23 protein-coding genes and 1 riboswitch are annotated in these 22,888 nt (G+C 71.4%); of the genes, 15 read left to right on the top strand and 8 right to left on the bottom strand.

Annotation, left to right across the window (positions count from 1 at the left end; all coding sequences use genetic code 11):
• Positions 1-179: 179 nt before the first annotated feature.
• Together M1L60_RS09900 and M1L60_RS09895 are read right to left on the bottom strand one after the other, a co-directional pair.
• Positions 180-419, bottom strand: a complete 240-nt coding sequence (locus tag M1L60_RS09900) for a DUF7455 domain-containing protein (protein ID WP_253237025.1) — start codon at positions 417-419, stop codon at positions 180-182.
• Between the two features lie 245 nt (positions 420-664).
• A complete protein-coding gene (locus M1L60_RS09895) occupies positions 665-2,200 on the bottom strand; it encodes an RNA polymerase sigma factor (RefSeq protein WP_308208442.1) in 1,536 nt (511 codons plus the stop codon).
• A gap of 252 nt (positions 2,201-2,452) precedes the next feature.
• Here M1L60_RS09895 and M1L60_RS09890 point away from each other — a divergent pair, with 252 nt between their 5' ends.
• Positions 2,453-3,283 carry an inositol monophosphatase family protein gene (locus M1L60_RS09890; RefSeq protein ID WP_438862089.1) on the top strand — a complete coding sequence of 277 codons (831 nt, stop codon included), beginning with the start codon at positions 2,453-2,455 and terminating at the stop codon, positions 3,281-3,283.
• Between the two features lie 168 nt (positions 3,284-3,451).
• Here the strand turns inward: M1L60_RS09890 and M1L60_RS09885 are convergent, their stop codons facing one another.
• Entirely contained in the window at positions 3,452-3,991 is a 540-nt protein-coding gene (locus M1L60_RS09885; protein WP_253237023.1) for a LytR C-terminal domain-containing protein, read from the bottom strand.
• Between the two features lie 381 nt (positions 3,992-4,372).
• Between M1L60_RS09885 and M1L60_RS09880 the strand changes: the two genes are divergently transcribed.
• Together M1L60_RS09880 and M1L60_RS09875 are read left to right on the top strand one after the other, a co-directional pair.
• The gene (locus M1L60_RS09880; RefSeq protein ID WP_221378756.1) at positions 4,373-4,669 is read left to right on the top strand and encodes a DUF4193 domain-containing protein; all 297 of its coding nucleotides are present in this window, start codon (positions 4,373-4,375) and stop codon (positions 4,667-4,669) included.
• A gap of 127 nt (positions 4,670-4,796) precedes the next feature.
• Positions 4,797-5,648 (top strand): hypothetical protein, encoded by an 852-nt coding sequence (locus M1L60_RS09875; RefSeq protein WP_253237022.1) that lies wholly within the window; start codon positions 4,797-4,799, stop codon positions 5,646-5,648.
• On the opposite strand, the gene M1L60_RS09870 is transcribed toward M1L60_RS09875, so the two are convergent.
• Positions 5,635-6,111, bottom strand: a complete 477-nt coding sequence (locus M1L60_RS09870; RefSeq protein WP_253237021.1) for a DUF3093 domain-containing protein — start codon at positions 6,109-6,111, stop codon at positions 5,635-5,637. The two genes, M1L60_RS09875 and M1L60_RS09870, sit on opposite strands and share 14 nt — an antisense overlap.
• Before the next feature lie 91 nt (positions 6,112-6,202).
• Between M1L60_RS09870 and dut the strand changes: the two genes are divergently transcribed.
• The 4 genes from dut to M1L60_RS09850 all read left to right on the top strand — a co-directional run bounded on the left by dut (position 6,203) and on the right by M1L60_RS09850 (position 8,627).
• Positions 6,203-6,670, top strand: a complete 468-nt coding sequence (dut, locus tag M1L60_RS09865; RefSeq protein WP_253237020.1) for a dUTP diphosphatase — start codon at positions 6,203-6,205, stop codon at positions 6,668-6,670.
• A gap of 18 nt (positions 6,671-6,688) precedes the next feature.
• Positions 6,689-7,381: a DUF3710 domain-containing protein gene (locus M1L60_RS09860; RefSeq protein ID WP_253237019.1), complete on the top strand. Its 693-nt coding sequence runs from the start codon at positions 6,689-6,691 to the stop codon at positions 7,379-7,381.
• A gap of 92 nt (positions 7,382-7,473) precedes the next feature.
• Entirely contained in the window at positions 7,474-7,851 is a 378-nt protein-coding gene (locus M1L60_RS09855; protein WP_221378760.1) for an OB-fold nucleic acid binding domain-containing protein, read from the top strand.
• Positions 7,848-8,627, top strand: coding sequence for a DUF3159 domain-containing protein (locus tag M1L60_RS09850; protein ID WP_253237018.1), 780 nt, complete (start codon positions 7,848-7,850; stop codon positions 8,625-8,627). The genes M1L60_RS09855 and M1L60_RS09850 overlap by 4 nt, the downstream gene beginning before the upstream one ends.
• Here the strand turns inward: M1L60_RS09850 and M1L60_RS09845 are convergent.
• A complete protein-coding gene (locus tag M1L60_RS09845) occupies positions 8,624-9,307 on the bottom strand; it encodes a potassium channel family protein (protein ID WP_253237017.1) in 684 nt (227 codons plus the stop codon). The genes M1L60_RS09850 and M1L60_RS09845 overlap by 4 nt on opposite strands.
• Entirely contained in the window at positions 9,304-9,969 is a 666-nt protein-coding gene (locus M1L60_RS09840; protein ID WP_253237016.1) for a potassium channel family protein, read from the bottom strand. The genes M1L60_RS09845 and M1L60_RS09840 overlap by 4 nt, the downstream gene beginning before the upstream one ends.
• Positions 9,970-10,060: 91 nt before the next feature.
• Here M1L60_RS09840 and M1L60_RS09835 point away from each other — a divergent pair, with 91 nt between their 5' ends.
• Positions 10,061-12,100 carry an APC family permease gene (locus tag M1L60_RS09835; RefSeq protein WP_253237015.1) on the top strand — a complete coding sequence of 680 codons (2,040 nt, stop codon included), beginning with the start codon at positions 10,061-10,063 and terminating at the stop codon, positions 12,098-12,100.
• Entirely contained in the window at positions 12,097-13,407 is a 1,311-nt protein-coding gene (locus M1L60_RS09830; RefSeq protein ID WP_253237014.1) for a class I SAM-dependent RNA methyltransferase, read from the top strand. Before M1L60_RS09835 ends, M1L60_RS09830 begins: the two co-directional genes overlap by 4 nt.
• Before the next feature lie 31 nt (positions 13,408-13,438).
• Here the strand turns inward: M1L60_RS09830 and M1L60_RS09825 are convergent, their stop codons facing one another.
• Entirely contained in the window at positions 13,439-14,302 is an 864-nt protein-coding gene (locus M1L60_RS09825; protein WP_253237013.1) for a bifunctional 5,10-methylenetetrahydrofolate dehydrogenase/5,10-methenyltetrahydrofolate cyclohydrolase, read from the bottom strand.
• A gap of 15 nt (positions 14,303-14,317) precedes the next feature.
• Positions 14,318-14,402: riboswitch (ZMP/ZTP riboswitch) on the bottom strand.
• 159 nt (positions 14,403-14,561) lie between these two features.
• On the opposite strand from M1L60_RS09825, the gene dxs reads away from it, so the two are divergent.
• The 6 genes from dxs to M1L60_RS09795 all read left to right on the top strand — a co-directional run bounded on the left by dxs (position 14,562) and on the right by M1L60_RS09795 (position 22,536).
• A complete protein-coding gene (gene dxs / locus M1L60_RS09820; RefSeq protein ID WP_253237012.1) occupies positions 14,562-16,478 on the top strand; it encodes a 1-deoxy-D-xylulose-5-phosphate synthase in 1,917 nt (638 codons plus the stop codon).
• Between the two features lie 84 nt (positions 16,479-16,562).
• Positions 16,563-17,870, top strand: coding sequence for an outer membrane protein assembly factor BamB family protein (locus tag M1L60_RS09815; RefSeq protein ID WP_253237011.1), 1,308 nt, complete (start codon positions 16,563-16,565; stop codon positions 17,868-17,870).
• A gap of 9 nt (positions 17,871-17,879) precedes the next feature.
• Entirely contained in the window at positions 17,880-19,232 is a 1,353-nt protein-coding gene (locus M1L60_RS09810; RefSeq protein ID WP_253237010.1) for an outer membrane protein assembly factor BamB family protein, read from the top strand.
• Positions 19,233-19,265: 33 nt separating this feature from the next.
• Positions 19,266-20,552, top strand: coding sequence for a PQQ-binding-like beta-propeller repeat protein (locus M1L60_RS09805; RefSeq protein WP_253237009.1), 1,287 nt, complete (start codon positions 19,266-19,268; stop codon positions 20,550-20,552).
• A gap of 80 nt (positions 20,553-20,632) precedes the next feature.
• Positions 20,633-21,307, top strand: a complete 675-nt coding sequence (locus M1L60_RS09800; RefSeq protein ID WP_133874990.1) for a response regulator transcription factor — start codon at positions 20,633-20,635, stop codon at positions 21,305-21,307.
• A complete protein-coding gene (locus M1L60_RS09795; RefSeq protein ID WP_253237008.1) occupies positions 21,304-22,536 on the top strand; it encodes a sensor histidine kinase in 1,233 nt (410 codons plus the stop codon). Before M1L60_RS09800 ends, M1L60_RS09795 begins: the two co-directional genes overlap by 4 nt.
• Before the next feature lie 47 nt (positions 22,537-22,583).
• On the opposite strand, the gene M1L60_RS09790 is transcribed toward M1L60_RS09795, so the two are convergent.
• Entirely contained in the window at positions 22,584-22,730 is a 147-nt protein-coding gene (locus tag M1L60_RS09790; RefSeq protein WP_253237007.1) for a hypothetical protein, read from the bottom strand.
• Positions 22,731-22,888 lie beyond the last annotated feature (158 nt).

Below are 22,888 nucleotides of genomic sequence, written 5' to 3'. Positions count from 1 at the left end.
CGGGCCGGAGCAGTGGGCGCGCTGGGGCGGTGAGCGCGCGCCGGGCGGTGAGCGGGCCGGGGCGGTGAGCGGCAGGCGCCACAGCGGCGGAGCGGAGCGAGCTGCGGGCCGGGCATGGAAAAGGGGCGCCCCACACCGTGGGCGCCCCTTTCAAGCTTCGGTCGGGGGAAGGGGGTTATTCAGTTGGAACTGGGCATCATGTCGGCGCCACGCCAGGTGAACTCCGGGTCTGCCGTGAACTGCACTGCGATCTTCACCAGGTCCTCGGCGTACCGGTTGGCGTGGTGTCCGCAGAACACCAGCTCACTGCCGCCTGCCAGGGTCAAACGGAGCTTCCCGGCTGCATTGCAGCGGTCGCACCGTTCATCGGCTGCGGGGCCGGCCACACTACCTGCCGGCGGCGTGAGAGTCGGGGTCATCGCCTTCCTCCTCTGTTCGAACCGATGAACATGTTCCTCGGCTACTGCTCACCATCGTGCAACACCCTGCACCGTTGCGGCCTTCCCACTGTGCCCCGGGGGGACCGAGGTCACACGTGCTGGGCTCTAAGTGTGCCGTGATCCAAGGGTGCCACGTCAACGATCACTTCTGCACAACGGTCTGATCACCACCCGATGATGTACGGGTGGTGACCATTCGGGCACGCATTGTTGACCGAATGCCCCTAGTCCAGGTAGTCGCGCAGAACCTGGGACCGGGACGGGTGTCGCAATTTCGACATCGTCTTGGACTCGATCTGGCGGATGCGCTCACGGGTGACCCCGTACACCTGACCGATTTCGTCCAGCGTGCGCGGTTGGCCGTCGGTCAGGCCGAATCGCAGCCGCACCACGCCCGCCTCGCGCTCGGAGAGCGTCTGGAGGACCTGCTGCAACTGGTCTTGGAGGAGCGAGAACGACACCGCGTCGACCGCGACGACCGCCTCGGAGTCCTCGATGAAGTCGCCGAGCTGGCTGTCGCCCTCGTCGCCGATCGTCTGGTCGAGCGAGATCGGTTCCCGAGCGTACTGCTGGATCTCCAGCACCTTCTCGGGCGTGATGTCCATTTCCTTGGCCAGCTCCTCAGGAGTGGGCTCGCGCCCTAGGTCCTGGAGCAACTCACGCTGTATGCGGCCGAGCTTGTTGATGACCTCCACCATGTGCACCGGGATGCGGATGGTGCGGGCCTGGTCGGCCATGGCGCGGGTGATGGCTTGGCGGATCCACCAGGTGGCATACGTGGAGAACTTGTAGCCCTTGGTGTAGTCGAACTTCTCGACGGCGCGGATCAGGCCGAGGTTGCCCTCTTGGATGAGGTCGAGGAAGGCCATGCCGCGGCCGGTGTAGCGCTTGGCCAGCGACACGACCAGGCGCAGGTTGGCCTCGAGCAGGTGGTTCTTGGCCCGCTCGCCGTCGCGCCCGATCCAGCGCAGGTCGCGTTCCATGTTGCGCTCGAGCTTCTCTTCGCCCTCGTCGCAGGCGCGCAGCCGCTCGGCGGCGTAGAGGCCGGCCTCGATCCGCTTGGCCAGCTCGACCTCTTGCTCGGCGTTGAGCAGCGGGACCTTGCCGATCTGCTTCAGGTAGGCGCGGACCGAGTCGGCCGAGGCGGTGAGCTCGGCGTCGCGACGCGCCTGCTTGAGGGCCTCGGACTCTTCGTCGTCCCACTCGAAGTCGCCGTCGGTGGCGGAGCTGGCAGCGTCGGTCGCGGCCGCGGCGACCATGGCCGGCGGCTCCTCGATCACGACGTCCTCGACCTCGGCGGCGAGAGCCTCGGGGTCGATGTCGCCCTCGGCCGGGCCCTCCTCGCCGGGCTTGGCGGCCTTGGCCGGGCCGGCCGCCTTCTTGGTGGGAGCGGCCTTCTTGGCGGCGGCTTTCTTGGCGGGGGCGGCGGGCGCCCCCTCGCCGGCCTCGGCCTGCTTCGGCGCCGGCGTCGCCTTGCGGGCGGGGGCGGCCTTGGCGGTCGTGGCCTTGGAGGCGGGAGTGGCGGCGCGAGCGGCGGCGACCTTGCGGCGGGTGCTCACCGAGCCGTCGACGACCACGGTGATGCCGGCGTCGACCAGCCCGCGCAGGATCTTCTTGGCCTGAGCCGGATTGACCTCGGCGGACTCGAGCGTCCGCGCGACGTCGGCCGACGTGAGCTGCCCGCCGGCACCCTGTGCATGGGCGATCAGGGCCTCGGTGAGAGAACGAACGTCGGCACCGTTCTGGTGGGGTTCTGTCACGAAAGACCTTCCGGAGGCGAGGATTAGCACGGCCATTGAGCCCAGCGCAGCGCACGGCGGGGAGGCTGGCCGGTGTTGGTGTGGGGACCCCCGGGACGCGGACGATCGGTGCTGTGGTGTCCGCGAAGCGGTGGGCAGGGGTGAATTGTAGCGCCGTCGGGCGAGATCCTCCTGCCGCAGCACGCCGCGGGGGCCGCCGACCTCGCTCGTGCGGGCCGGCGAGAGAATGCTAACGGCGGAAAGGGCGTACACGTGAGTGAGTTTTCGGCGGCTTCTACCCCATCGACACCCGGCGCTTTGCTAGGGCTCGCGGTGAAAGTGGCCCGCGAGGCCGCGGCCACCGCGCGGCGGATGCGGGCCGAGGCGATCGGTGATGTCCAGACCAAGAGCACGGCCACCGACGTGGTCACGGCGGCCGACAAGGCGGTCGAGCGCCAGGTGATCGAGGCCCTGCAGGCGGCCCGGCCCGGTGACGGCGTGCTGGGCGAGGAGTACGGCACCACGGCGACGAGCGCCGAGGGAGCAGTGCGCTGGATCCTCGACCCGATCGACGGCACGGTGAACTACCTCTACGGGCTCCCGCAGTACGCGGTGTCCCTGGCCGCCGAGCTCGACGGCGTCGTGGTGGCCGGTGTGGTCGTGAACGCGGCCACCGGCGACGAGTGGACGGCCACCCGGGGCGGCGGCGCCTGGCGCGGCGACAAGCAGCTGCGCGGCTCGGCCCCCAGCGGTCTCGGCCAGGCTCTGGTCGGCACCGGTTTCGGGTACGACGCCCGGCGGCGCGAGCACCAGGGCCGGGTGCTGGCCGGCCTGATCACCCAGGTGCGTGACATCCGCCGGTTCGGCGCGGCGGCCCTCGACCTGTGCGCGGTCGCCGAGGGCACGCTCGACGGCTACTACGAGAAGGGCCTCAACCCGTGGGACTGGGCCGCCGGCGGCCTGATCGCCACCGAGGCGGGCGTTGTCGTCTCCGGCCTGGGTGGGGCGGCCCCGGGCATCGAGATGCTCGTGGCCGCGCCCCCGGTCGTGCACGCACCCCTGCACGACGCCCTGGTCGCCCTGGACGCCGCCGGGGGCGCCTAGGGCGTATCTGGCGGATCACGTGGGAGCGAGGCGAGGTCCAGGTCGTGGCTGGCGGCGGCCGCAGGGCGGTCCAATACCGGTGTTGTATTGGGCCGTTCTGCGGACGCCGCCAGGCGCGGGCTGGGCCACGCCGCAGCCCCGCGTGATCCGGCAGATACGCCCTAGCGCCTAGGAGTCCTTGTCGACGGGCTTGACGCAGGAGCCGGGCGGCAGCGTCGGCTCGCCCACCTCGACCAGCGACTGGTTGACCTCGGTGGTGGTGGCGAGCTGGCGGTACTGGTTGCCGATGACGATCTCGATGACGCCGCCCTTGCGCTTGGCGCTGTAGGTCATCTTCGACTGGGCCAGGAAGTACGCCCGCAGCAGCTGGGCCTTGCCGACCGTGTCCGGCCCGTACCGGATCTCGGCCACGCCCTTGAGCTTGGACTTGCTCTCGGCCGGCTTCTGAGTGGTGAAGCGCCTGTTCTTGAACTCGGTCGTGACGCTGTCGGCCAGCCCGGGGGTGTCGGTGCCGTTCAGCACCTTGACGGTGACCTCAGCCGGGTCGTCGGGCAGCCGGACGTCGGCCAGGGGTGCTCCGGCCGGGCAGCCCTCACCGGCGGTCGGGCCGCCCTGGGTGTCCTGCACCAGCGCCACGATGACGAACACCACCGCGGCCACGGCAAGCACGCCGACGACGACGAGCGCTCGTACGCGCGCAAAGCTCATGGGGTTGGCTCCAGTGATTCTGAAATAGGTGCAGCCGGGGTCTCCAGGCCGCCCGGGGAAGGGGCAGGACCTGTCGAGAGGTTAGCGTCTGTCCGCCAGGCCCGCGGAAACAGGGAATACTTCCGGCGCGGCGACGATGATCCAGAGGCTGCTACCCCTACCTTGATGTCGCCTCGGTCACATCGGGAACAATGGGCCGCCCGTGCGCGTACATCACTGCCGCGACAGCGGTAGTGTTCCCCGCTCACCGGGGGTGTCCGACGTGGCAGGGGGCAATGTCGGAAGCAGTGTCGGAAATCGTCCGGCGGAACCGGGAACCGAAACAACGTCGCTGGCGTTACTAACGCCAAGTGACACATCGATACAGGAGAGTGAAGACCGATGGCCACCGACTACGACGCTCCGCGTCGCGATGAGGTCGACCTCGGCGAGGACAGCCTCGAGGAGCTCAAGGCCCGCCGCGCCGACTCGCAGTCGGGTTCAGTGGATGTCGACGAGGTCGAGGTGGCGGAGAGCTTCGAGCTTCCCGGCGCCGACCTGGCCGACGAGGAACTCACCGTCAAGGTGCTGCCGATGCAGACCGACGAGTTCCGCTGTGCTCGCTGTTTCCTCGTTCACCACCGCAGCCAGCTGGCCGCGGAGCGCAACGGGGAGCTGATCTGCCGCGAGTGTGCCTGACCAGGCCACTTGCGCAACGCCCGGGCGGGTAGCACGGGCGCACCACTACCCGGCCGCGGTTCGCGGTCGGGCGTCAGGCCGTTGCCGGGTTTGGCTCGGGGTCGACACGGGGCATCACCATCAAGGCATGAGCCCGGGGGCCGACAACGGGAGGACGATGATGAGCGGAACCGACCACACCGCCGAGACGAGCGATGCGCGGGCCCTGGAGCAGACGACTGCCAAGAACCAGGAGCTGGCCGCGGTCGACGCCGATCTCGGGCAGACGGTCGCCGCCCTCACCGCTGACGACCTGGAACCGGGTGGCCGCCGGCAGCTTCTCGGCCGGCTCGTGGGGGACATCCGCCGCCGGGGAATGGGCCAGCTGTTCAAGCCCAAAGCCGCGCTGCGGTGGATGGGGGACGTGGTCGCCGACGTCGCGCCACACGTCCCCGTACGGGACATCGAGACCCTGCGCCGGCACTTCCCCGGCCTGACCGACGACGACCTGGCCGACCGCCTGATCCGCAACGCCGCGAACTCGACGGCGGGTGTCGGTGCGGCCGGGGGCGGCGTCGCCGCGGTCGAGTGGGCCGCGCCGCCGACCCTGCTCACCGCGCCGGTCCTGCTCGCGGCCGAGACGGTCGCGGTCGTGGCGGTCGAGCTCAAGCTGGTCGGCGAGCTGCACGAGATCTACGGACAGCCGATCCGGGGCGGACTCGGACAGCGGGCCGCCTCGTTGATCCAGGCCTGGTCGCAGCAGCGTGGGGTCAATCCGCTGGTGCCCGGGGTCGGTGTCGCCTCCGTGCTCGGCACCGCCGCCCGCAAGGAGCTGCAGAGCAGCTTGCTGAAGCGGTTCGGCCGCAGCCTGACCACCCTGGGCCCGATGCTGACGGGTGCGGCGGTGGCCGGTTACCTGAACCGCCGGGCCACCAAGAACCTGGGTGAGCACATCAAGAAAGACCTGCGCAAGGCACGTCGGAAGGTCATCGACGGCTGAGCAGGGCCGTGGCCAGCTCGACCGGATGACGGGTGCTGACGATCCAGTACGGCGTGGGGTCGTCGGGGTCGTCGAGCAGCACCTGGACGGCCGGGCCGATCCACGGGCGCTGGACCACGAAGGCGAGCGGGTGCGCGCCCACGCCCAGCGCCTCGCGCTTGCCCTCGGCGTCGAGCGCCACCACGTCCTTGACGAACTCGAGCGGGAGCCGGGCGTCGTCGACCTGGAACTCGCCGGCGGTCACGGCGACCCGGATGCGGCTGGTCCAGGCCATGCCGGCCAGGGTCAGCGGCACCAGCACGGCAAACGGGACCCAGACCGGCAGGTCGGGGAAGCCGAGCAGCACCTCGACGGCCAGGATGGCCACGACGAGCAGCATGACCGGCCAGATCCACCAGGTCAGGTGCAGCCGCTCGGCGTAGGCGGGGGCCGCGGTGGTGCGCGTGGAGGACTCCGGTGTCACCCTGGAAGGGTACGGCGCGCCTCCGCGACGGGGCACGGCAGGATGGCAGGGTGAGTGCCGCCCGCCGCCGCACCAGTGAGGATTTTTTGCCTTGACCGACGTTGTGATCCCGATCCGCCGGCTCGACCCCGACCTGCCGCTGCCGGCCTACGCGCACCCGGGTGACGCGGGCGCCGACCTGGTCGCGGCCGAAGGCGTCGACCTGGCGCCCGGGCAACGGGCCAAGGTGCGCACGGGCATCGCCGTGGCCATTCCCGAGGGGTACGTCGGTCTGGTCCATCCCCGCTCCGGTCTGGCCGCCCGCCTGGGCGTGACGGTGCTCAACGCGCCCGGTACGGTCGATGCCGGTTACCGCGGCGAGATTCTGGTGATCCTGGTGAACCACGATCCGGTGAACACGGTCAAGATCGCCCGGGGTGACCGCATCGCCCAACTGGTCGTCCAGCGGGTCGAACGGGCGTCGTTCCAGGTGGTCGACGAGCTGGACGACACCTCCCGCGGCGCCGGCGGCCATGGATCCACGGGCGGGCACAGTGCGCTGCCCACGCAGCAGGCATGAGACGGAAGGTCAGTAAAGATGTTCTCCCGTAAGCGCGGTGGCCCCAAGCACGTTCGCGCCACCGACGCGGCACCCTCCGAGGCGCTCAAGCAGAGCCTGGCCGCCGGCGACGAGCCCCCGCCGCCCGACCACGGTCCGTGGGACGCGAGCCACGCCCCCGATGACGTACAGCGGCTCGACCTGGGCAGCCTGCAGATTCCGGCCGTCGACGGCGTCGAGGTGCGGGTGCAGGCCAACCCCGACGGCGCGGTCGAGCAGATCGTGCTGGTCGACGGCGAGAGCGCGCTCCAGCTGGGCGTGTTCGCGGCGCCGAGGTCCGAGGGCATCTGGGACGAGGTGCGGGCCGAGATCTCGGGCGCGATGACCTCCGACGGCGTGGCCCCGCGCGAGATCGACGGCCCGTACGGCATCGAGCTGGCGGCCCGGGTGAACACCCCGGACGGCCCGGCCGACGTGCGCTTCGTCGGGATCGACGGGCCGCGCTGGATGGTCCGGGCCCTCTACCAGGGCGCGGCCGCCGCTGACCCGTCCCGTGAGGGCCGGCTGGGCGAGGTCCTCTCCGGTCTGGTCGTCGTCCGCGACAACGAGGCCCGCCCGGTGCGCGAGGCGCTGCCGCTGCGGCTGCCCAAGGAGATGACCGACCAGGCGCAGCAGGAGCAGGCTGAGCAGGAGCAGGCGGGTCCGCCGACGAACGGCAGCCGGCCCGTCTAGCGGCTCGTGACAGTGGTCACCCAGGGCGTACCTTGTAGGGGCGGCACGGCGATGGCCCGTGCCGCTCATCCCGTGCGGGACGAGGAGAGGTCATGACCACCGACGAGCGCACCGGCCTGCGCCGGTTCTTCGACCGGTTGACGGCCACCGATTCCGAGCTCGACGCCCGCGACCTGCAGCGTGAGGTGGCCAAGTGCGGCGCGATGCCGGCCGGCCAGTGCTCCCGGGGTCAGGTCGTCTCGGTGAACGGGCGGTTGCGCACGGTGGCCTACACTCCTCGCACCAATCTGCCGACGCTCGAGGCCGACCTGTGGGACGGCAGTGACGTCGTGACTTTGATCTTCCTGGGCCGCCGGTCGATCGCCGGCATCGAGCCCGGCCGCCAGCTCACCGCGCGCGGCCGCATCGCGATCAGGGACGACCGTAAGGTCATCTACAACCCGTACTACGAGCTGGAGGCGCCCCGGTGACACCCGGCAGCGAGCCGCGTCACGCCGCGCACGAAACCGTGGAGGAACGGCTCGCCGAGGAGGTCGTCGAGGACCTCGACCTTCACCCGGCGCCGCCCGCGAAGAAGGACGACGAGGAAGAGCCTTTCCCCTCGATGTCCGAGCAGATCTCGGAGCAGCTCGGCGGGGTCCGCGGGCTGATCGAGTCGAGCCTTCCGGTGCTCACCTTCGTGCTGCTCAACGTGATCCTGGGCGACACCGTGGCCGGGCTCGAGAAGCGGACGGCGCTCTATTGGGCGATCGGTGGCGCCGTCTTCACCGCGCTGGCCATCGGCGCCTTCCGTCTGGCCCGCAAGCAGCCCGTACGCCATGCGGTGAACGGTCTTTTCGGCATCGCCATCGGGGCCTTCCTGGCCTGGCGCACGGGCAACGCCGAGGATTTCTACCTGCCCGGCATCCTGCTCACGTTCGCGCAGGCCGCGGCCCTGTTGATCTCTGTCCTGGTCCGGAAGCCGATCATCGGCTACGTCTGGGGCATCATGGCCAACAAGGGCCAGCAGAACTGGTTCGGCAACGCGCGGCTGTTCAAGACGTTCCAGTGGCTCACGCTGGTCTGGGTGGTCTCGCTCAGCCTGCGCGCGGGCATCCAGTTCGTGCTGTGGCAGATGGGCGAGGCGAACGCGCTCGGCATCGTCCGCATCCTGATCAGCTGGCCGATCTACGCCGCCACGTTCGCCTTCACCGCGTGGGCCATCCACCGCGTGACCAGCGAGCAGAAGGCGGAACAGACGGTCTAGCCGAGTTCGCGGCCGTCGCTGCCCAGCACGACGGCCCGGATCTGGTCCTCGACCTCGGCCGTGCAGACGAAGATCAGCTCGTCGCCGGCCTCGAGCGGGTCGTCGGCCGTGGGAACCATGACGCGCTTGCCGCGCAGGATCGCCACCAGCGCCGAGTCGCGGGGCAGCGGCACATCGCGGACGGGCTGACCCTCGTACGGGGCATTCTTGGGCAGGGTGATCTCGACCAGGTTGGCCTCGCCCTGGCGGAACGTCATCAGGCGGACCAGGTCGCCGACCGTCACCGCCTCCTCGACCAGGGCGGCCATCAGGCGCGGCTTGCTGACCGAGACGTCGACGCCCCACTGCTCGGTGAACAGCCACTCGTTCTCGGCCCGGTTGACCCGGGCCACCACCCGCGGCACGGCGAACTCGGTCTTGGCCAGCAGCGACACGACCAGGTTGACCTTGTCGTCGCCGGTCGCCGCGACCACGACGTCGCAGCCGGCCACGTCGGCCTCCTCGAGGCTGCTGAGCTCGCACGCGTCGGCCAGCACCCAGTCCGCCTCGGGCACCCGCTCGGGGCGCAGCTGGCGGGGCTGGCGCTCGATCAGCATGACCTGGTGGCCGTTGCCGATCAGCTCCTGGGCGATCGAGCGGCCCACGTTCCCGGCCCCGGCGATGGCGATCCGCATGGTCACAGCCCCTCCCTGGTCGCGCCGGCCGCGACGTCCAGCACGTCGCCCACGGTCTCGTCGGTGACCAGCATGAACACCTGGTCGCCGTCCTGGATCACGGTGGACGGGGTGCCCAGGGTGCCCATGCCGAACCGCATCAGATAGGCCACCCGGGCGCCCGAGCGCTCCTCGAGCGACTTGAGCGTGCGCCCGACCCAGTCGCGGTGCAACGGCGCCTCGACGATGGAGACCACGCTGGTCGGGTCGCGGAACACCTCGACCGTGCCCTCGGGGACGAGATGGCGCACCATCCGGTCGGCCGCCCAGCGGATCGTGGCCACGGTCGGGATGCCCAGACGCTCGTACACCTGGGCCCGTTTTTGATCGTAGATGCGGGCCACGACGCGGGAGACACCGAACGTCTCGCGGGCCAGCCGGGCCGAGATGATGTTGGAGTTGTCGCCGCTGGAGACGGCGGCGAAGGCGTCGGCCCGCTCGATGCCGGCCGCCCGCAGCACGTCGCGGTCGAAACCGATGCCGGCGACCGTGGTGCCGCCGAAGCCGGAGCCCAGCCGCCGGAAGGCGTCCGAGTTCTGGTCGATGACGGCGACCGCATGGCCCCGCTCCTCGAGGTTGTGCGCGAGCGTCGAACCGAGTCGCCCGCACCCCATGATGACCACGTGCACGTGTCGCGTCCTCCCGCATGGGTGCTACTCAGTCAGAGATTGCCATGCCCTCGCCAGAAGCAGCAGCCGGGGCGGCCGTACCCTTCCTCTCGTGGCCAGTCCGACCTCCCTCGCGAAGCGGCTGCTGCTGGGTCGGCCGTTCCGCTCCGACCGGCTGCAGCACACCCTTCTGCCCAAGCGCATCGCGTTGCCGGTCTTCGCCAGCGACGCCCTCTCGAGCGTGGCCTACGCGCCCGACGAGATCCTGCTGACGCTGTCGATCGCCGGGGCCGGGGCCTTCTACATCTCGCCCTGGATCACGCTGGCCGTCGCGGTCGTGATGGTCACCGTGGTCGCCAGCTACCGCCAGAACGTGCACGCCTATCCCTCCGGGGGCGGCGACTACGAGGTGGCGACGGTCAACCTGGGCCCGCGGGCCGGGCTGGGCGTGGGCAGTGCCCTGCTGGTCGACTACATCCTGACCGTGGCCGTGTCGACCACGGCGGGCGTGACCAACCTGGGCTCGGTCGTGCCGTTCGTGGCCGAGCACAAGGTGGCCTTCGCGGTCGGCGCGATCGCCCTGCTGACCGCGCTCAACCTGCGCGGGCTGCGGGAGTCGGGGACGGCGTTCGCGGTGCCCACGTACGCCTTCATCATCGTGATCGTCAGCATGATCCTGGTCGGGCTGTTCCGCATCTACGTGCTCGGCGACGACCTGCGGGCGCCCAGCGCGGGCCTGGTCATCGCGGCCGAGGAGGACCACCTCACCAGCTTCGGCTTCGCCTATCTGCTCCTGCGCACGTTCTCGTCGGGCTGTGCCGCGCTGACCGGCGTCGAGGCGATCTCGAACGGCGTACCGGCGTTCAAGCCGCCCAAGAGCCGGAACGCCGCGACCACGCTGATGCTGCTGGGCGGCCTCTCGATCGTCATGCTGGTCGGCATCGTGCTGCTCGCCCGGGCCACCCGCCTGCAGTACGTCGAGGACCCGGGTCTGCAGATCCTGTCCGGCCCGGCCAACTACGTGCAGCACCCCGTCACCGCCCAGCTGGCCGAGACGATCTTCGGGCCGGGCTCGATCCTGCTCTTCGTGGTCGGCGCGGTCACCGCCCTGATCCTGTTCCTGGCGGCCAACACCGCCTTCAACGGCTTCCCGGTGCTCGGCTCGATCCTGGCCCAGGACCGCTACCTGCCCCGCCAGCTGCACACCCGGGGCGACCGGCTGGCCTTCAGCAACGGCATCATCTTCCTGGCCATCGCGGCCATGATCCTGGTCGTGGCGTTCCAGGCCGAGACGACCCGGCTGATCCAGCTCTACATCGTCGGTGTGTTCGTGTCGTTCACGCTGTCCCAGGGCGGCATGATCCGGCATTGGAACCGCTTGTTGCGTACGCAGCGTGACCCCGAACGGCGCCGCCGGATGGTCCGGTCGCGGGCCATCAACGCCTTCGGGATGGGCCTCACCGGCTTCGTGCTGATCATCGTGCTGGTGACGAAGTTCCTGCTCGGGGCCTGGATCGCCATCGCCGCCATGGTGGCCATCTACGGGCTCATGGTGGCCATCCGCAAGCACTACACACGGGTCGCGCGCGAGCTCGAGCCGACCGACGAGCGGCCCGTGCTGCCCTCCCGCAACCACGCCGTGGTGCTGGTCAGCAAGGTGCACATGCCGACCCTGCGGGCGGTGGCGTACGCCCAGGCGACCCGGCCCGACACGCTGACCGCGGTCACCGTGAACGTCGACGAGAAGGACACCCGGGTCATCCAGGAGGAGTGGGAGCGCCGCCAGATCCCGGTGCCGCTGGCCGTCGTCGACTCGCCGTACCGCGAGATCACCGGCCCGATCATCGACTTCGTCAAGGGCGTACGCCGCGGCTCCCCGCGCGACGTGGTGACCGTGTTCGTGCCCGAGTACGTGGTCGGTCGTTGGTGGGAGAACCTGCTGCACAACCAGAGCGCGTTGCGGATCAAGGCCCGGCTGCTGTTCGAACCGGGCGTGATGGTGACCAGCGTGCCCTGGCAGCTGCGGTCCAGCCAGGACCGGGACCTCGACCGCTTCGACCAGAGCCTGACCCGGGTGCCGGCCCGCGGGCCCCGGGTGCGGGCGGCCGAACCGGAACCACCGACCGACCGAACCCCGGAGCCGCATTCGTGACCAGCACCGAACCCGATCTTGTCGAAGGCGACCGCGTCGAGCTGACCGTGGGCGCCCCCGCGCACGGTGGGCACTGCGTCGCCCGACTGGGCGACGAGCACGGCCGGGTCGTCTTCGTGCGGCACGCGCTGCCCGGTGAGCGGGTGACGGCCGAGATCACCGAACTGCACAAGGGCTTCCTGCGGGCCGACGCGGTGGCGATCCACGAGGCCTCGCCCGACCGGGTCGAGCCGCCGTGCCCCTTCGCTCATCCGGGCGGATGCGGTGGCTGCGACCTGCAGCACGCCTCGGGTGAGGCGCAGCGCCGGTGGAAGAAGTCCGTCGTTGAGGAGCAGCTCCGGCGGCTGGCCAAGCTGGAATGGGACGTGCGCGTCGAGGAACTGCCGAACGGGCTTCTCGGCTGGCGCAGCCGGGTCCGGTACGCGGTCGACGCCGCTGACCGGCCCGGTCTGCTGAAGCACCGGTCGCACGAGGTGGTGGCGATCGACCGGTGCCGGATCGCGCACCCGGCCATCCAGGAGCTCGACGTGCTCAAGCTCGAATGGCCCGGCACGGACGCCGTGGCCGCGGTGGCGACCACCGGCGGCGACGTGGCGGTGCTGTCCCGGCCCTCCTCGGGCGGGGGCCTGCTGCCGCCGGACGATCCGGCCGAGGGCGCGGCCCTGGGCAACAACGGGCAGGTGCATGTGTCCGGCCCGGACGAGGTGTCCGAGGTCGCTGCCGGCCGGCGCTGGCAGCTGCCGCCCGACGGCTTCTGGCAGGTGCACCCGGCCGCGGCCGAGACCCTGGCGGCCGCGGTGGTGGAGCTGCTGCAGCCGACCGAGGGCGAGAGCACCTGGGACCTTTATGGCGGGGCCGGCCTGTTCGCGGGGGCGGTCACCGAGCACACCCACGGGCGGACGACCGTGGTCGAGTCGTCCCGGTCGGGGGTGGTCGCGGCCCGGCGGAATCTGGCCGACCTGCCCTCGGCCGAGGTGGTCGAGGCACGGGTGGAGGCGGCGCTGGCCCGGCGGCGGGTCACCGGGCCGGTCGACCTGGTGGTGCTCGACCCGCCGCGGACCGGCGCCGGCGCGAAAGTGGTGCGCTCGGTGGTGGCGGCGACGCCTCGGGCGGTGGCCTACGTGGCCTGCGATCCGGCCTCGCTGGCCCGCGACATCAACACGTTCCGGGAGCTGGGCTGGCGGCTGACGCAGCTGCGGGCCTTCGACCTGTTCCCGATGACCCAGCACATCGAGTGCGTGGCCTTGCTGGAGCCGGATCCGGCCTTGGTGCAGCCGGAGCCGGGCCAGGGCGACGCCGCGGCCTGACCGCGCGCCGCGACCCGGCCCGGCACCAGGGTCAGGCCGCGGCGACCGCGCGTTCGGCGGCGCTGATGGCATTGCGGAACAGCATGGCCACGGTCGTCGGGCCCACGCCGCCCACACGGGGGGTGATGGCCCCGGCGACCTCGGCGCACTCCTCGGCCACGTCGGGCAGCAGGCGCTTGCCCTCGTAGCGGACGCCGGCGCCGATCACTGTCGCGCCCGGGCGGACGTGCTCGGGCTGGATGATGCCGGGCACGCCGGCCGCCGCGATGAGGATCTCGGCCCGCTTGGTGTAGCGGTCCCAGTCCGGTACGCCGGTGTGCACCACGGTGACGGCCGCGTTCGCGGTCGGCCGCTTCTGGGCCAGCAGCATCGCCAGCGGACGGCCCAGCGTCGCCCCGCGACCGAGGATCACCACCTCGTGCCCGGCCACCGGGATCTCGTAGTGGGCCAGCAGAGCCTCGATGCCGGCCGGGGTGCACGGCAGCGGGCCGGGCAGACCGACCGCGAGCCGGCCCATGTTGAGCGGGTGCATGCCGTCGACGTCCTTGTCGGGGTCGAGGGTCTGCAGCGCGGCGTCGTAGTCGAGGTGGGCCGGGATCGGGTACTGGATCAGCACCCCGTGCACGCTCGTGTCGGCGTTCAGCTCGGCGATCACGTCGAGCAGCTGCTGCTGGGTGATGTCGCCCGAGAGGTGCCGGTGGGGCGACTCGAAGCCGAGCTCGGCCGCCTGCCGCTGCTTGATGCGGATGTAGCCGGCGCTGGCGTCGTCGTCGCCGACGAGCACGGTGGCCAGGCTGGGCGTGACGCCCTGGGCCTTGAGCTTGGCGGCTCGCTCGGAGACGTCGGTGAGAACGGCCTCGGCGACCGGAGCGCCGGGAAGCAATCGTGCGGACATGCGACCACCTTCTCGCACGGGGGCCCAGGCGGTCGACTTCCCCGTGACAGGCTCCCCGATGGTCGATCCATCCCCGGTGCCGCCAGTCGCGTGCCTCAAGTCTGCCCGACGCGACCGGAGGCTTTGATATCGGGTTGTTACTGTGCGGTAGATCACCGCATGGTCGCAGGTCACGTACATGTGTCGGTTATGTGTAGGAGCTGAGGACGGCCCTTCGGACAGGATGCGTTGTCGCCCCGCGCCGATAGACTAGGGCCTCATGAGCGACCTCCCCGCCTCTGACGGCATCCTGGCCAGCATCACCTCTCCGGGTGACCTCAAGCGCCTCACCCCTGAGCAGTTGACCGTGCTGGCGGCGGAGATTCGCGACTTCCTGGTGGCCAAGGTGTCGCGCACCGGCGGCCACCTCGGCCCCAACCTCGGCGTCGTCGAGACGACCCTGGCCATCCACCGGGTCTTCGACTCGCCGCGCGACCGCGTGCTGTTCGACACCGGCCACCAGGCGTACGTCCACAAGATCGTCACCGGTCGGCAGGACGGCTTCGACCTGCTGCGCCAGCGCGGCGGCCTCACCGGCTACCCGAGCCGGGCCGAGAGCGAGCACGACTTCATCGAGAACTCGCACGCCTCGACCGCCCTGTCGTACGCCGACGGCATGTCCAAGGCGTTCGCCCTGCGCGGCGAGGACAGGCACGTGGTGGCCGTCGTCGGCGACGGCGCGCTCACCGGCGGAATGTGCTGGGAGGCGCTGAACAACATCGCGGCCGCCAAGAACAGGCTGGTCATCGTCGTCAACGACAACGGCCGGTCGTACGCGCCGACCATCGGCGGCCTGGCCGACCACCTCTCCACGCTGCGGCTCAACCCGGGCTACGAGAAAGTGCTCGACCTGGTCAAGGACGCGCTGGGCTCGACCCCGGTGGTGGGCAAGCCGGTCTACGAGGTGCTGCACGCGGTCAAGCGCGGCATCAAGGACGCGGTCAGCCCGCAGCCCATGTTCGAAGACCTCGGCATCAAGTACCTCGGCCCGGTCGACGGTCACGACCAGCAGGCCATGGAATCGGCGCTGCGCCGGGCCAAGGGCTTCGACGCCCCGGTGATCGTGCACGCGGTCACCCGCAAGGGCTACGGCTACCGGCCGGCCGAGCAGGACGAGGCCGACTGCCTGCACAGTCCGGCCGCGTTCAGCATCGAGACCGGCAAGTCGCTCGGCGCGGCCAAGCTGAAGTGGACCAACGTCTTCGCCGACGAGCTGGTCAAGATCGCCGACGAGCGGCCCGACGTGGTGGGCATCACGGCGGCCATGGCCGAGCCGGTGGGCATCGCCGCGCTGGCCAAGAAGCACCCCGAGCGGGCGTACGACGTGGGCATCGCCGAGCAGCACGCGGTGACCAGCGCGGCCGGCCTGGCCATGGGCGGGCTGCACCCGGTGGTCGCGCTCTTCTCGACGTTCCTCAACCGCGCGTTCGACCAGCTGCTGCTCGACGTGGCGCTGCACGAGCTCCCGGTCACCTTCGCGCTCGACCGGGCCGGCATCACCGGTCCCGACGGGCCGAGCCACTACGGCATCTGGGACATGAGCGTCCTCGGCGTGGTCCCGGGCCTGCGGATCGCGGCGCCGCGCGACGAGGCGACGCTGCGCGAGGAACTGCGCGAGGCGGTCGCGGTCGAGGACGGCCCGACCGTCCTGCGGTACCCGACCGGTGCCGTCCCGGCCCCGGTGCCCGCGCTGCGCCGCGTCGGCCAGGTCGACGTGCTGCGCGAGGACGAGGGCAAGGACGTGCTGCTGGTCGCCGTGGGCTCGTTCGCCGGGCTGGGCCTCGACGTCGCCGGCCGCCTGGCCGAGCAGGGCTTCGGCGTCACCGTGGTCGACCCGCGCTGGGTGCGCCCGGTGCCGATCGAGCTCAGTGGCCTGGCCGCGCAGCACCGCCTGGTCGTCACGCTCGAGGACGGCGTCCGGGCCGGCGGCGTGGGCGACGCGGTGGCCAGCGCGCTGCGCGACGCGGGTGTCGAGGTGCCGCTGCGCGACTTCGGCGTGCCGGCCGGCTGGCACCCGCACGGCACCCGGGCCGAGATCCTGGCCGAGCTCGGTCTGACCGCGCAGGACGTGGCCCGCGACGTCACCGAGTGGATCTCGAAGCTCGCGGACCAGCCCGAGCTTCAGCGGAAAGCGTGATTCACGGCACTGGTAAATCGGCGATAGCCCCGCGAAACGGACCGGCGTGGGGCGTCGCCGTTATCTGCTCGTTACCTTTAGGGAATGACGGTGCAGAGCAACACGGTGATCATCGATCTGGGCCTGGAACGCGGGGAACCTGATTCGTACGATTCGCCGCAGCGCTCGGTGTTCCCGATCTGGTTCCCGGCCGCCGTCCTGGCCGCGCTCGTGCTGTTCACCGCGGGCTCCTCGATCGCCCCGGCCAAGGCCCCGCTGACCGAGGTCTTCAGCCTCGAGGTGGGGCCGGCCGACGCGTACGCGCTGACCGACGACGGCCGCCTGCTGGCCCAGACGTTCGGCATGCTCAGCGCCTACGACCTGGCCGACGGCGAGACGCAGTGGGAGGCCGGGCAGACCGCGCCCGCCTTCCGGCTGCGGCTCGGCTCCGGCCTGATCCTGATGCGGCCGTGGACCATCGGCTCGCGCGACCCCGGCACCACGGCGATCTCGCTCGCCGACGGCACCGAGAAGTGGAGCCGGACCGGCAGCGTGGTCACCCTGGCCGGGTCGCCGACCCTGCTCGCCGCCTCACCCACCCGCAGCATGGGCGGGGCGGCCCGGCGGGTGCAGGGGCCGATCGACGCCATCGACCCGGTGACCGGGGGCACCCGGTGGACCGTCGACGTGCCGTCCAGCGCCGTGCTGACCGGGCTGCCCGGGCCGGGCGACTCCGGCACGCGGATGCTGCTGGTGCACGACGACCGCACGATGGCCGTGCACGATCTGGTCACCGGCGAGCGGCTGACCACCGCGGCCGTGCCGCCGGCCGACTACGACCCGAGCAACCCGGTGGTGGTCGACGGGACGATCCTGCTGCGGCACCCCGGCCGGCCCGACATGGAGTTCTCGGCGTACGACGGGGTGACCCTGCGCAACCTGTGGTCGCAACCGGCCGACGGCTTCTACGAGATCGAGCCCTGCGGGGTGCTGGCCTGTCTGACCGGGCCGGACGGGATGCGCGCCATCGACCCGGCGACCGGGGACGTGCGCTGGGCCAACCCGCAGTGGCGGGGCGTCCAGCAGTTCGGTCACTCGTTCGTCGCGTACGGGTCGGCCGAGAACACCCAGCCGCTCGGCCTGATCGATCCGGACACCGGGGAGTTGCAGGTCGACCTGACCGGATGGCGGCCGATCCACGGCGCCGGTAACGAGGACCACCTGCTGGTCACGCGGTCGGAGGAGTCCGGAGGCCGTAGCATGGTCGCCGTCGCCCAGCCGGGCGAGACACGGCCGCGACTGCTGGGACCGCTGCCGGCCGGCACCGGCGACTGCCAGGCCGCGCCCGAGCGGCTGGTGTGCCGCTCGATGTACGGCCAGCTCGTCGTCTGGGCGTACGACCGGAAGGGGTAGGCGTTGGCGGTGATCGAGCTGGACCTGACGGCCCCGCCCGACCCCACGCTGAACGCCCCGCCGCCGGCCCACCGCTACCGGGTGCCCGGTCTGGTCCTGGTGGCCGTGCTCGTGCTCACCATCGGCGGCGCGGCCCCGATCACCCCTGTGCTCTGGCGTTACCTCGGCGCGGTGCCCGCACCCGGCGGGCCCGAGTCGCCGTTCCAGCTCTCCGGCGGCCGGGTCTACACCGTCGCGGTCAGCGGGTTTCACCGAGTGACCACCGCATGGAGCATCGCCGAGCCGCCCCGGCAGTTGTGGCAGAACACCCTGCGCTTCGAGGCCACCGATCCCGACGACATGGGCTGGGGCGGGCTCTACGCCCAGCAGGTGGGCGATGTGGTGCTGTTCTCGTACCGGTTCACCACCGCGGTCGTCGACGCCCGCACCGGCCGGACCCGCTGGACGTCCCCGGCCACGGTCACGCCGTTGCCGGGCGGCCGGGTGGGCCTGGTGCCGGAGTACGAGTTCCGGCCGGACACGGTCTACGACCAGGCGTCGGGCGAGCCCGGCCAATTGTTCTTCTCAGCCACCGGCGAACCGCACACCGAGCCCCCGCTGCGGACCGACGTGCGCGGCGTCGATCTCGCCACCGGCCGGACGCTCTGGACCGTGGGCGCCCCGGGAGCGGTCAACGTGTCGGTCGCGCCGGGCGACGAACCGGCGGTGCTGATGCTGTCGTCCGACCGGCTCCAGCGCATCGACGGCCTGACCGGCGCCGTCGTGCGGACCACGCCCATGGCGCAGTTCCAAGGGGAAGGGCCGACCGGCGGCGCCGTGGTCGACGGGCTCATGGCGGTCACGTTCGGCCAGGACGGCCTGCCCCGGAAAGAGGTCGCCTACTCGGCCGAGACCCTCGAGCAGCGCTGGTCGCGACCTGTGCCCGAACTGACCGACCCGGCCAGCTGCAGCGAGCTGTTCTGCTCGGGCGAACGCCGGACGCTGGACGTGCTCGACCCCGCCACCGGTGCGGCCCGCTGGCGGGCCGCCGACGACGTCGACCTGAGCAAGCAGGACGGCTACGTGATCGAGCTGGACAGCGAGTCGGGGCTGCCCCGGCGGCTGGCCGACCCGGTCACCGGCGCCACCCGCGTCGACCTGGCCGGCTGGCCCCATGAGCTGCTCGGGCAACCCGGCGGGCCCATGGTGCTGCGGCGCGGCCACGACGGCGGGGCCAGCAGCTTCGGTGTGGTGCTCGCGCAGCGCGACCTGATCCAGCCGCTGGGCCGGACCGACGGGCCGGTCAGCGACTGCGCCGCCGACGAACGGCACGTGGTGTGCCGCACCGAGGGCGAACTGCGAATCTGGGCCTATCGGGTCTGACCCGCGCAGCGCCACAATGGGCGGGGGTGCGCCGTGGCGAACGAAGTCATCGAACTCGGCGAGGTGCCCCGCGAGGCGCCGCCCGTCGCCGTCGAGGACGACCGGCTGGTCCCGCGCCGGGCCCTGCTGGCGCTGCTGTCCATCGCCCTGCTGGGCCTGATCACGGCGGCCGTGCCCTTGCCTGTCCGGCCCGCGCCGACGATAGTGCCGGCCCGGCTGGGCGACACCATGTTCCTCGACGACGGCCGGATGCTGCTGGTCAGCGGCTCGGCCACGTTCGTCTCGCAGGTCAGCCGGCGGGTCGTGCGCAACTACGCCCTGCCCGCGGCCCGGCTGCTCAGCAGCACCACGGTCACCGTCTCGGGCGGCATCAACCAGGTGCTGCTCGCGGGCGACACCATGGTCGTCTCGTACCAGGTCGACGCCAGCGGCATCTGGGCCGCGGTGGCCGTGGCCGAGGGCACCGACCACACCCGGTGGCGGCGGACGGCCCGGCTGATCGCGATCTCCGCCGCCGACCAGCTGGTGCTGCTCGGCACCGACGAGGCCGTGCTCGGGGTCGACCTGCGGACCGGGGCCATCCGCTGGAAGCTGGCCCGGCCCTCGGACGGCTACATCGCCGAGACCGGGTGGGCCGGCGACTTCCCGGGCTGGCTGGTGCTGCTGAGCGACTCCGGCCGGCTGGAGAGCCACGACCCGCACACCGGCGCGCTGATCGCCACACGCACGCTGCCGCCGCGGCCGGGACGGGCCAACGGGCTGGTCTGGCCGGTCGACGACCTGGTCATGGCCGACGAGGGGAAGGCCGGGTTCGGCGCGTACCGGCTGCCCGGGCTGACCCCGCTCTGGCACACCGGGGCCGATCTGTCGACGAGCTGGATGCAGGCCAGCTGCGGCCGGCTGATCTGCACTTTCCAGCACCAGCGGGGGATGACCGCCATCGACCCGGACACGGGGCGCGAGTTGTGGCGGTCGGCCTATTACGCGTACGCGGACGGGGTCGGTGATTATCTGCTGGCCACCCGGGCCGAACGGGGACAGGACGAACCCGGCCTGTGGGTGCTCGACCCGGCGACCGGGCAGGCCCGGGGCAACTTCGGCCGCTGGGAGTACCTGGCGAGCACCGGGGACGGGCGGTTCTACGGCAAGCTCGACGTCCGCGGCTCGTACCTGCTGCACTACGGCATCCTCGACCCGGCCACCCTCTCGATCCGCCTGCTCGGCACGGCCGACGACGTCTCCAACAGCTGTCAAGCCGCCGCCGGTCTGCTCATCTGCCGGCTGGTCGACGCCGACGTCGCCCTGTGGCCGCTTGGGTAACCTTCAGGCGCTGCCTCTTCACACCCGGTTCACCCCGGGTCAGCGAGGCTGTGGCCGGCGAGGTTGACGGAGGAACTGCGGTGCGGGTGCTGGTGGTCGAGGACGAGCGGAACCTCTGTGACGCGATCGCACGGGGACTGCGGCGCAAGGGGATGGCGGTCGACGTCGCGTACGACGGGTTGCAGGGGCACGAGATGGCCTACGTGACCCGGTACGACGTGGTGGTGCTCGACCGCGACCTGCCCGGCATGCACGGCGACGAGATCTGCGCGGCCCTGGTCGAATCGGGCGCGCTGACCCGGGTGCTCATGCTGACCGCCAGCGGCACGGTCGCCGACCGGGTCGAGGGGCTGCAGCTCGGGGCCGACGACTACCTGGCCAAGCCGTTCGCGTTCGAAGAGCTGGTGGCCCGGGTGCAGGCGCTGGGCCGGCGGGCCACCCCGGCCGCCCCGCCCGTGCTCACCGTGGGCAACCTGGTGCTCGACCAGACCCGCCGGGTGGTGACCCGCGGCGGCACCCCGATCGAGCTCACCAACAAGGAGTTCGGCGTGCTCGAAGAGCTGCTCAAGGCCCGGGGCGGGGTGGTGTCGAGCGAGGAGCTGCTGGAACGCGTCTGGGACGCCAACACCGACCCCTTCACCACGACCGTACGGGTGACCGTGATGACGCTGCGCAAAAAGGTCGGCGATCCGCCGCTGATCGAGACCGTGGTCGGGGCGGGGTATCGCGTGCCCGAACCGGTCGTCCTCTCATGACGGTCTATCTCGGGCGGGCCAAACGCGGCCCCGGTTTCACCCTGCGGCCCACGCTGCGGCTGCGGCTCACCCTGCTCAACGGCATTCTGCTGGTCGGGGCCGGGGCGATCCTGGTGCTGCTGGCCTGGCTGCTCGTCGGCGACGTCATGCACCCCGGGGTCGACCTGCGGCCCGGCTCCACGGTCACGCTGACCGACGGGCGCACGGTCGACGCGCTCGGCTGGCAGGAGGCGCTGGTCGACCAGGCGTCACGCGAGATGCTGGTCAAGGGGCTGGCGGCGCTGGTCGCGATCGGAATCATCGGCATCGCCGGGGCGTACGCGGTGGCCGGGCGGGCGCTGCGGCCGTTGCACAACGTCACCCAGACCGCGCGCCGGCTCGGCGAGGAGACGCTCGACCAGCGCATCAAGTACTCGGGCGCGGACGACGAGGTGGCCGAGCTGGCCCGTACGTTCGACGCGATGCTCGACCGGCTGGCCGGGGCCTTCGAATCACAGAAGAGATTCGTGGCCAACGCGTCGCACGAACTGCGGACACCGCTGGCCGTGATGCGCACCGAGATCGACGTGACGCTGACCGACGACGAGGCCGACGTGGCCGAGTACCGGCGGATGGCCAAGGTCGTGCGCAACGCCTCGGAACGGGCCAACGGGCTGGTCGACGCGCTGCTGGTGCTGGCCCGGTCCGAGGCGCAGTCGGGGCGCAGGCTGGTGCGGAAGGTGCCGGCTGACCTGGCGATGAGCGCGACCACGGCGTTGTCGGCGGTGCAGGCGGAGGCCGAACGGCTCAAGCTCGAGGTGACGACCGATCTGCAGGCGGCGCCGGTGGTGGGGGATCCGTCGCTGTTGGACCGGTTGGCCGGGAATCTGATTGAGAACGCCATCCGTTACAACCACCTTTTGGGGCGGTTGTGGTTGCGGACCTCGACGGTGAACGGGCATGCGGTGCTGGTGGTGGGCAACACCGGGTACGAGGTCGAGCCGGGGGACGTGCCGGGGCTGTTCGAGCCGTTCCGGCGCGGGGGCTGGGAGCGCACGGGGTCGCGCGGGTCGGGGCTGGGGCTGTCGATCGTGCGGGCGGTCTGTGATGCGCATGGCGGCACGGTCTCGGCCGTTGCCCAGGATGGCGGTGGTCTCGAAGTGACGGTGTCGCTGCCGACCGCGGATGCCACGCCCGTGGCGGTGGCGTCGGCCTCCGTGCCGCGAGCCAAAGGGCTTGGCATCGCCTGAGTAGGGCTGCGCCCGGCCCGGCCGTCCCACGCGCGGCCGGGACGGGGTCAGCCCATGGGGCCGGCGCCCCAGTGGGGTCGGCCGCGGCCGTCGTCGTTGCCGCAGCGTTCGCACTGGGAGTAGCGACTTCCCTCGGCGTTGAAGCGCCGCACCCACTTGTGCCACCCGATGCGGCACCTCAACGGCTTGCTCATAGCGTGAAGCTACGCTTACCCAGAGATCATCGGTCTCACCCGAACGGTCCCGTCCAAAAGCACTTCGAGCAGCACAAACGCGGATTTTCGGGGTTGGGCGCAACCGCTCACGCACGTCGCCGGGGCGGGGTGGGCGTTCTGGGCGCGCCAGCGCCCTG

This window comes from Paractinoplanes aksuensis (assembly GCF_024137025.1).
In the GTDB taxonomy this organism is placed as follows: Bacteria; Actinomycetota; Actinomycetes; order Mycobacteriales; family Micromonosporaceae; genus Actinoplanes; species Actinoplanes aksuensis.
This window is presented reverse-complemented; position numbering and strand designations above follow the sequence as displayed.

Coding starts and splice junctions, on each gene's coding strand:
- M1L60_RS09900 (WP_253237025.1), bottom strand. CDS start 419: ATGACCCCGACTCTCACGCCGCCGGCAGGTAGTGTGGCCGGCCCCGCA.
- M1L60_RS09885 (WP_253237023.1), bottom strand. CDS start 3,991: ATGAGCTTTGCGCGCGTACGAGCGCTCGTCGTCGTCGGCGTGCTTGCC.
- M1L60_RS09880 (WP_221378756.1), top strand. CDS start 4,373: ATGGCCACCGACTACGACGCTCCGCGTCGCGATGAGGTCGACCTCGGC.
- M1L60_RS09875 (WP_253237022.1), top strand. CDS start 4,797: ATGAGCCCGGGGGCCGACAACGGGAGGACGATGATGAGCGGAACCGAC.
- M1L60_RS09860 (WP_253237019.1), top strand. CDS start 6,689: ATGTTCTCCCGTAAGCGCGGTGGCCCCAAGCACGTTCGCGCCACCGAC.
- M1L60_RS09855 (WP_221378760.1), top strand. CDS start 7,474: ATGACCACCGACGAGCGCACCGGCCTGCGCCGGTTCTTCGACCGGTTG.
- M1L60_RS09825 (WP_253237013.1), bottom strand. CDS start 14,302: ATGTCCGCACGATTGCTTCCCGGCGCTCCGGTCGCCGAGGCCGTTCTC.
- dxs (WP_253237012.1), top strand. CDS start 14,562: ATGAGCGACCTCCCCGCCTCTGACGGCATCCTGGCCAGCATCACCTCT.
- M1L60_RS09815 (WP_253237011.1), top strand. CDS start 16,563: ATGACGGTGCAGAGCAACACGGTGATCATCGATCTGGGCCTGGAACGC.
- M1L60_RS09795 (WP_253237008.1), top strand. CDS start 21,304: ATGACGGTCTATCTCGGGCGGGCCAAACGCGGCCCCGGTTTCACCCTG.
- M1L60_RS09790 (WP_253237007.1), bottom strand. CDS start 22,730: ATGAGCAAGCCGTTGAGGTGCCGCATCGGGTGGCACAAGTGGGTGCGG.